Origin of the sequence: Streptococcus sp. 2154 (assembly GCF_013277255.1) — a bacterium.
GTDB classification, from domain to species: Bacteria; Bacillota; Bacilli; order Lactobacillales; family Streptococcaceae; genus Streptococcus; species Streptococcus pseudopneumoniae.
Genome location: NZ_VMMK01000057.1, coordinates 3,595 through 13,077, shown reverse-complemented (window position 1 = coordinate 13,077; position 9,483 = coordinate 3,595). Strand labels below are relative to the sequence as shown.

At 42.3% G+C, this 9,483-nt stretch carries 4 protein-coding genes and 1 pseudogene; 4 read left to right on the top strand and 1 reads right to left on the bottom strand.

The window, feature by feature from the left end; translation table 11 throughout:
* The first annotated feature begins 286 nt into the window (after positions 1 to 286).
* Entirely contained in the window at positions 287 to 1,564 is a 1,278-nt protein-coding gene (ltrA, locus tag HT693_RS09625) for a group II intron reverse transcriptase/maturase (protein WP_172921630.1), read from the top strand.
* Between the two features lie 96 nt (positions 1,565 to 1,660).
* Here the strand turns inward: ltrA and HT693_RS09620 are convergent, their stop codons facing one another.
* Positions 1,661 to 2,020: a tyrosine-type recombinase/integrase gene (locus HT693_RS09620; protein ID WP_078929799.1), complete on the bottom strand. Its 360-nt coding sequence runs from the start codon at positions 2,018 to 2,020 to the stop codon at positions 1,661 to 1,663.
* Positions 2,021 to 2,125: 105 nt separating this feature from the next.
* Between HT693_RS09620 and HT693_RS09615 the strand changes: the two are divergent.
* The 3 genes and pseudogenes from HT693_RS09615 to addA form a co-directional block, all read left to right on the top strand.
* Positions 2,126 to 2,281: pseudogene (locus HT693_RS09615) on the top strand (diacylglycerol kinase family lipid kinase); the annotation flags it as partial.
* Between the two features lie 211 nt (positions 2,282 to 2,492).
* Positions 2,493 to 5,768: an ATP-dependent nuclease subunit B gene (gene rexB, locus HT693_RS09610; RefSeq protein WP_172925136.1), complete on the top strand. Its 3,276-nt coding sequence runs from the start codon at positions 2,493 to 2,495 to the stop codon at positions 5,766 to 5,768.
* Positions 5,765 to 9,415: a helicase-exonuclease AddAB subunit AddA gene (gene addA, locus HT693_RS09605; RefSeq protein ID WP_172925135.1), complete on the top strand. Its 3,651-nt coding sequence runs from the start codon at positions 5,765 to 5,767 to the stop codon at positions 9,413 to 9,415. The genes rexB and addA overlap by 4 nt, the downstream gene beginning before the upstream one ends.
* Positions 9,416 to 9,483 lie beyond the last annotated feature (68 nt).

Here is a 9,483-nt window from a genome sequence, read left to right as displayed (position 1 = left end):
TGAAAGCGTAGTAACAAGGAATCATGAGAAGTCAGCCGAACCCATAGTAGTGAGGAAACTTCTGTAATGGAAGTGGAGCGAAGGGGTGAATACTCAAACAGTCTGGGGAGAGACTGTTTGAGGTCTGTCGCTAGAAAGAGAAAACGACAGATCGAAGTAATCCTACTTTACTTGTGTCTGTAAAACGAACGGTCTGATAGAACTGGACTCTGTCACGTATTGACTAGATGAAGGTTCACCAATATAAGATATCCCTCAGGCACCAAAACAAGAAAGGAATAGGCACATGTCAAAATTGCTAGATAAGATAGTATCACGCGAAAATATGCTGGAAGCCTACAATCAAGTAAAATCCAATAAAGGCTCAGCTGGGATTGATGGAATGACTATCGAAGAGATGGATAATTATCTCAGACAAAACTGGCGCTTGACTAAGGAGCTGATAAAACAGAGAAAATATAAGCCTCAACCAGTTCTTAGAGTTGAGATTCCTAAACCAAACGGAGGTATCCGTCAACTAGGAATTCCAGCAGTTATGGATAGAATGATTCAACAGGCCATTGTTCAAGTCATGAGCCCTATTTGTGAACCTCATTTCTCAGATACGAGTTATGGCTTTAGACCAAATAGGTCATGTGAAAAAGCCATCAGGAAGTTCTTAGAGTACTTAAATGACGGCTATGAGTGGATAGTGGATATAGACCTAGAGAAATTTTTCGATAGGGTTCCTCAAGATAGATTGATGTCCTTAGTACATAACATAATCGAAGACGGAGATAGGGAATCCTTGATTCGTCAGTATCTTCATTCAGGTGTTATCATTAACGGTCAACGTCATAAAACGCTAGTTGGCACACCACAGGGAGGAAATGTATCTCCTCTCTTATCCAATATCATGCTTAATGAATTGGACAAGGAATTAGAAAAGAGGGGACTTCGATTTGTGCGCTACGCAGATGATTGTGTGATGACTGTCGGAAGCGAGGCAGCCGCTAAGCGTGTGATGTATTCAGTCAGTCGTTTTATTGAGAAACGGCTAGGTTTGAAAGTAAATATGACCAAGACTAAGATTACCAGACCAAGAGAGCTGAAATACTTAGGTTTTGGGTTCTGGAAATCATCAGATGGTTGGAAAAGTCGTCCACATCAAGATAGTGTTCGGAGATTTAAGTTTAAATTGAAGAAACTAACACAGAGGAAATGGAGTATAGACCTAACAAGACGTATTGAGCAACTGAATTTGTCCATTCGAGGATGGATAAACTATTTCTCATTGGGAAATATGAAAAGTATTGTCACCAGCATAGATGAGCGCTTGCGTACTCGCCTACGAGTGATTATCTGGAAGCAATGGAAGAAGAAATCGAGACGATTATGGGGATTGCTTAAGTTAGGAGTTCCTAAATGGATAGCAGATAAGGTATCTGGCTGGGGCGACCATTATCAATTAGTAGCTCAGAAGTCGGTACTTAAACGTGCTATATCAAAACCAGTCCTTGAAAAACGAGGACTGGTTTCGTGTTTGGATTATTACCTTGAACGACATGCGTTAAAAGTTAGTTGAACCGCCGTATGCCGAACGGCACGTACGGTGGTGTGAGAGGGGCTAGAGATTATCCCCTACTCGATTATTTAGAGGACAAAAAAGAGGCAAAACTTTTTAAAAAATCTTTTTCATAACTTTATCCAGTACATTGATTGCTTCATCTTTCATGTTCTTTGTGACGTGGGTGTAGATGTAAGTAGTGACTTCAGAGTCGGAATGACCAACCCCGTCCGTGATTGTTTTTAAAGGAATTTTATTTTCTGCTAAGATGCTAATAGTGGTGTGTCTGAAGATGTGAGGGGACAGATGTTTGGGAATTGGTTTTTTAAGGCGTTCGTTTGCTCGCTGGAGAGACTTGCTCAAGACGGAACTATGAACTGGTTTTCCTGTATTGGTAACAAAAATACGGTCGCTTTTGTGCCAATTCTTATCGGTTGTTTCTCTTAGACGATTTATAGTAGGTTGAAATAATATACGAACAGCTTGATTAGGGAAATCAAATTAATTTCTAGAAATATTTTAGCATCCACGGTGTACTATTCTAGTTTCAATTTACTATAGTTCAATCATTCTATCAAGAATACTGAATATATAAAAGCACCTACTATTAAAATTTCTTCTGATATCGAATTAGAGTCGGATGTCGATGGCGATAAATCAGATAATCTACCAGTCGACATCAAGGTACTAGGACAACACATTGAAGTCTACTCTGGACCTAAGGAACAATCATAAAACTCAGAGCCTTATCACCGAGGCTTTTTTTATTATGTGATTTTCAGTAGGCAGATTTATTCTATATATAATACAAGTAAAATTAAGTATTTAAGATCTAGCAGATTTAGCAGATGATGAAGAAAAGAATGGATGGCCTAAATATTTTAACAGATTTACGAGACTAATCATGGTATAATATAGGGTAATGAAAAATTCTAACGAGGCGGAGATGAAATTACTTTATACTGATATTCGGACTTCTTTGACTGAAATTCTAACCAGAGAGGCGGAAGAGCTAGTTGCTGCGGGCAAGCGGGTCTTCTACATCGCTCCCAACTCTCTTTCTTTTGAAAAGGAACGCGCCGTGCTGGAATGCTTGTCCCAGCAGGCTTCTTTTGCGATTACCGTCACGCGCTTTGCTCAGATGGCTCGTTATCTGGTTTTAAATGATTTGCCAGCTAAGACCAGTCTAGATGACATCGGTCTTGGGATGGTCTTTTACAGATGCCTTGCAGAACTTGACCCCAAGGACTTGCGTGTTTATGGAGCTATCAAGCAGGATCCTCAATTTATCCAGCAGTTGATTGAATTTTACCACGAGATGACCAAAGCTCAGATGAGTTTTTTAGACTTGGAGAGTTTGACGGATGAAGACAAGCGAGCAGACTTACTCTTGATTTTTGAGAAGGTAACGGCCTATCTCAATCAAAGCCAGTTGGCTCAGGGAAGTCAGTTGTCCCATTTGATTGAGGCTATCGAGAATAACAAGGTAAGTAGTGATTTCACTCAAATTGCCTTGGTTATTGACGACTTTACCCGTTTTTCTGCCGAAGAAGAGCGAATTGTGGACCTACTTCATGGCAAGGGAGTTGAGATTGTTATTGGGGCTTATGCTAGTAAGAAAGCTTATGCCAGTCCTTTTAGCGAGGGCAATCTCTACCAAGCCAGTGTGGAGTTTCTCCATCATCTGGCCTCTAAATACCAAACGCCTGCTCAGGACTATTCTCAAACTCATGAGAAGATGGATAGTTTTGACAAGGCCTCTCGTTTGCTGGAGTCCTCTTATGACTTTTCAGAATTAACATTGGATGTCGATGAGAAGTACCGTGAAAACTTACAAATCTGGTCTTGTTTGACGCAAAAGGAAGAGTTGGAGTTGGTAGCCCGCAGCATTCGTCAGAAATTACATGAGAACTCAGACCTGAGCTACAAACATTTTCGTATTCTCTTGGGGGATGTAGCTTCTTATCAATTATCTCTAAAAACGATTTTTGACCAGTATCAGATTCCTTTCTATCTTGGTAGAAGCGAATCCATGGCCCACCACCCTTTAACTCAGTTTGTCGAGTCTATTTTGGCTTTGAAACGCTATCGTTTCCGTCAGGAGGATTTGATTAATCTTCTCAGAACAGGTTTGTATACCGACCTTAGTCAGGCTGATATTGATGCTTTTGAGCAATATATCCGCTATCTTGGTATCAATGGCTTGCCAGCCTTTCAGCAAACCTTTACCAAATCCCACCATGGAAAATTTAATCTGGAACGTTTAAATGTTCTTCGTCTGCGTATTTTAACACCTCTTGAAACCCTCTTTGCCAGCCGAAAACAAAAGGCTGAAAATCTCTTGCAAAAGTGGAATTCTTTTCTAAAAGAAGGAGAGGTGACCAAGCAGTTGCAAGATTTGACAGCAACTATGGAAGCTGTAGAACAGGAAAGACAGGCCGAAGTTTGGAAGGCCTTCTGTCATGTTTTAGAACAATTTGCGACTGTTTTTGCTGGTTCACAGGTTAGTCTGGAGGATTTCTTGGCCTTGCTTCATTCTGGGATGAGTCTATCTCAGTATCGTACCATTCCAGCAACAGTGAACACCGTTCTGGTGCAGAGTTACGATTTGATTGCACCACTGACTGCTGACTTTGTCTATGCCATTGGGCTGGCTCAGGACAATTTACCAAAAATCGCGCAAAATACCAGTCTTTTGACAGATGAAGAAAGACAAAACATAAACCAAGCGACCGAAGAAGGCGTTCAATTACTGATTGCCAGCAGTGAAAATCTCAAGAAAAATCGCTACACTATGCTTTCTTTGGTCAATTCTGCCCGTAAGCAATTAGTTTTGTCGGCTCCAAGCCTTTTTAATGAAAGTGAAAGCAAGGAGTCAGCCTATCTTCAAGAACTAGTCCATTTTGGATTTAGGCGGAGAGAGAAGAGGTTGAATCACAAAGGGCTGTCTAAGGAAGATATGGGGTCCTATCACAGTCTTTTGTCTAGCCTGGTTGCCTATCACCAGCAGGGCGAGACGAGTGATAGGGAGCAAGATTTGACCTTTGTCAAGGTTCTGGCACGTGTCATGGGTAAAAAACTAGACCAAAGAGGCCTTGCAAATCCTGCCCTTCCAACAAGTCCAAGCAGCAAGCCCTTGACCAAGGATACCTTGCAGGCTCTCTATCCTGCTGATCAGGAGTTTTACCTGTCTACCTCTGGTTTGACGGAGTTTTATCGCAATGAATACAGTTATTTTCTTCGCTACGTTTTAGGCTTGCAAGAAGAATTACGCCTGCGTCCTGATGCCCGCAGTCACGGAAATTTCTTGCACCGCATTTTTGAACGTGCCTTGCAGTTGCCTGACGAAGATTCCTTTGACCAACGTTTGGAACAGGCTATCCAAGAAACCAGTCAGGAACGGGAATTTGAGGCTATTTATCAGGAAAGTTTGGAAGCCCAGTTTACAAAGGAAGTTTTGCTTGATGTGGCACGGACGACTGGCCACATTCTCCGTCACAATCCAGCTATTGAAACCATCAAAGAAGAGGCGAATTTCGGTGGGAAAGAGCAGGCCTTTATTCAATTGGACAATGGACGCAGTGTCTTTGTACGAGGCAAGGTTGACCGCATTGACCGATTGAAAGCTGATGGGGCGATAGGAGTAGTAGACTACAAGTCTAGTCTGACCCAGTTCCAATTTCCTCATTTCTTTAATGGTCTTAATTCCCAACTGCCAACCTACCTAGCTGCCCTAAAAAGAGAGGGGGAGCAGAACTTTTTCGGTGCCATGTACTTGGAAATGGCTGAACCTGTTCAATCTCTGTTGACCGTTAAGAATTTGGCAGGTGCAGTAGTAGAAGCCAGCAAGTCTATGAAATACCAAGGACTCTTTTTAGAAAAAGAAAGCAATCATTTGGGCGAATTTTACAATAAAAACAAGTCTAATCAGCTGACAGATGAGGAATTCCAGCTCCTACTGGACTACAATGCCCATCTTTACAAGAAAGCAGCTGAGAAGATTTTAACAGGCCAGTTCGCCATTAATCCTTATACCGAAAATGGCAGAAGCATTGCCCCCTACGTCCAGCAACATCAATCCATCACAGGTTTTGAAGCCAATTACCACTTGGGTCAAGCCCGTTTCCTAGAAAAGTTGGATCTAGCTGATGGCAAGCGTCTGGTCAGAGAAAAACTCAAGCAAGCTTGGTTTGAAAAAATAAGAGAGGAGTTGAATCGATGAAGCCTATTCCCTTTTTAACTGAGGAGGAAATTCAAAAACTGCAAGAAGCAGAAGCAAATTCGAGCAAGGAACAAAAGAAAACTGCCGAGCAAATCGAAGCTATCTACACTTCTGGTCAAAATATCCTTGTCTCAGCGTCGGCTGGTTCTGGTAAGACTTTTGTCATGGCCGAGCGTATTCTGGACCAATTGGCGCGTGGTGTCGAAATTTCTCAACTCTTTATCTCAACCTTTACCGTCAAGGCTGCGACTGAACTCAAAGAACGCTTGGAGAAAAAAATCAGCCAACAAATCCAAGAAAGCGATGACGTCGACCTCAAACAACACTTGGGTCGCCAGTTGGCAGACCTACCCAACGCAGCCATCGGAACCATGGACTCTTTTACACAAAAATTCCTTGGTAAACATGGCTATCTGCTTGATATTGCGCCTAATTTCCGTATTTTACAAAACCAAAGCGAGCAACTCCTTCTAAAAAATGAAGTCTTTCATGAGGTATTTGAAGCCCATTACCAAGGTAAACAGAAAGGGACCTTTAGTCATTTGCTGAAAAATTTTGCAGGGCGTGGCAAGGATGAACGGGGGCTACGCCAGCAAGTCTATAAAATTTATGACTTCCTCCAATCCACCAGTAATCCTCAAAAGTGGCTGAGTGAATCTTTCCTCAAAGGTTTTGAAGAGGCTGATTTTACCAGTGAAAAAGAAAAACTGACTGAGCAAATCAAACAAGCCCTTTGGGATTTGGAAAGCTTTTTCCGTTATCATCTGGATAACGATGCCAAGGAGTTTCCTAAGGCTGCTTATTTAGAAAATGTTCAGTTGATTCTGGATGAAATTGGCTCCTTAAATCAAGAGTCCGATAGTAAGGCTTTTCAATCAGTGCTTGCGCGTGTTGTCGCAATTTCGAAAGAGAAAAACGGCCGAGCTCTGACCAATGCGAGTCGTAAGGCTGATTTGAAGCCACTGGCCGATGCCTACAACGAAGAGAGAAAGTCCCAGTTTGCTAAACTAGGACAACTGTCAGACCAGATAACGATTCTCGACTATCAAGAACGTTATCATGGAGACATTTGGAAACTAGCTAAAACCTTCCAAACCTTTATGAGCGATTTTGTGGAGGCTTATCGTCAGCGTAAACGTCAGGAAAATGCCTTTGAATTCGCTGATATCAGCCATTACACCATTGAGATTTTAGAGAAATTCCCGCAAGTCCGTGAAGCTTATCAGGAGCGTTTCCACGAAGTCATGGTCGATGAGTATCAGGATACCAACCATATTCAAGAACGAATGCTGGAATTGCTGTCTAATGGCCACAATCGCTTTATGGTGGGGGATATCAAGCAATCTATCTACCGTTTCCGTCAGGCAGACCCGCAGATTTTCAATGAAAAGTTCCAACGCTATGCGCAAAATCCAAAAGATGGCAAGCTCATTCTCCTCAAGGAAAATTTCCGTAGCAGTTCAGAAGTGCTGTCAGCAACCAATGATGTTTTTGAACGTCTCATGGATCAAGAGGTCGGCGAAATCAACTATGATAACATGCACCAGCTTGTTTTTGCCAATAGCAAACTAACTCCTAATACTGAGAACAAGGCTGAATTTCTCCTCTACGACAAGAACGACACAGGTGAGGAAGAAGAGAGTCAAACAGAAACGAAACTAACAGGCGAAATGCGCTTAGTCATCAAGGAGATTCTGAAACTCCACAAGGAACAAGGTGTTGCCTTTAAGGAAATTGCCCTTCTGACCTCCAGTCGCAGTCGTAATGACCAGATTCTCCTCGCCCTGTCTGAGTACGGAATTCCTGTCAAAACCGACGGAGAGCAAAACAATTATCTCCAATCCCTAGAAGTGCAAGTCATGCTAGACACCCTTCGTGTCATTCACAATCCCCTGCAAGACTATGCCTTGGTTGCCCTTATGAAGTCTCCAATGTTTAGCTTTGATGAGGATGAGTTAGCACGTTTGTCCCTTCAGAAAGCAGAGGATAAAGTCCACGAAAATCTCTATGAGAAACTGGTCAATGCACAAAAAATGGCAAGTAGTCAAAAAGGCTTGATTCACACAGCTCTAGCTGAAAAACTAAAGCAATTCATGGATATCCTAGCTTCTTGGCGCCTGTATGCCAAAACCCACTCTCTCTATGACTTGATTTGGAAGATTTACAACGACCGTTTTTATTATGACTATGTTGGGGCTTTGCCAAATGGTCCTGCTAGACAGGCCAATCTCTATGCACTAGCACTTCGTGCTGATCAATTTGAAAAGAGCAATTTCAAGGGCTTGTCTCGTTTTATTGGTATGATTGACCAAGTCTTGGAAGCCCAGCACGATTTGGCAAGCGTTACAGTTGCACCACCTAAGGACGCAGTAGAGCTCATGACCATCCACAAGAGTAAAGGGTTGGAGTTTCCTTACGTCTTTATTCTCAATATGGATCAAGATTTCAACAAGCAAGACTCTATGTCAGAAGTCATTCTCAGTCGTAAAAATGGACTAGGTGTCAAATACATTGCCAAAATGGAGACAGGGGCAGTGGAAGCCCACTATCCTAAAACCATCAAACTCTCCATTCCTAGTCTGCCCTATAGGCAGAACGAAGAGGAATTACAGCTGGCAAGCTATTCTGAGCAGATGCGTTTGCTGTATGTTGCTATGACGCGGGCTGAGAAAAAGCTCTATCTTGTCGGCAAGGGTTCTCGTGAAAAGCTGGAAGCCAAGGAATACCCAGCAGCCAAAAATGGGAAACTAAATAGCAATACTAGACTGCAAGCACGGAATTTCCAAGATTGGCTTTGGGCTATCAGTAAAGTGTTTACTAAGGACAAGCTCAACTTTAGTTATCGTTTTATTGGCGAAAATCAGTTGACCAGAGAAGCTATCGTTCAGTTGGAAACCAAGAGTCCTCTCCAAGATAGCTCCCAAGCAGACAATCGTCAGTCAGATACCATCAAAGAAGCTCTGGAAATGCTGAAGGAGGTGGAAGTTTATAATACTCTTCACCGCGCAGCTATTGAACTTCCTAGTGTTCAAACCCCAAGTCAAATCAAGAAATTCTACGAACCCGTTATGGATATGGAAGGTGTCGAGATTGCTGGTCAAGGTCAGTCAGTAGGCAAGAAAATCAGCTTTGATTTGCCAGATTTTTCAACCAAAGAAAAGGTAACTGGAGCTGAGATTGGTAGTGCTACCCACGAACTCATGCAGAGAATTGACCTCAGCCAGAGACCAACGTTTGCTAGCCTAACAGAAACACTCAAACAAGTTCAAACTAGCCAAGCTGTCAGAGACAAGATCAATCTTGATAAAATTCTTGCTTTCTTTGACACAGCACTCGGTCAGGAAATTATCGCTAATACCAACCATCTTTATCGCGAGCAACCTTTCTCCATGCTCAAACGAGACCAAAAGAGTCAGGAAGACTTTGTTGTCCGTGGTATCCTTGATGGCTATCTGCTTTACGAAAACAAAATTGTTCTGTTTGACTACAAGACAGACCGCTATGATGAACCAAGTCAACTCGTAGACCGCTATCGTGGTCAGTTAGCTCTATACGAAGAGGCTTTATCACGAGCCTATTCGATTGAAAATATTGAAAAATACTTGATTTTACTCGGTAAAGACGAGGTTCAAGTTGTAAAAGTATAACTTATACTCTTCGAAAATCTCTTCAAACCACGTCAGCTTCACCTTGCTGTAGGTATGGTTACTGACTT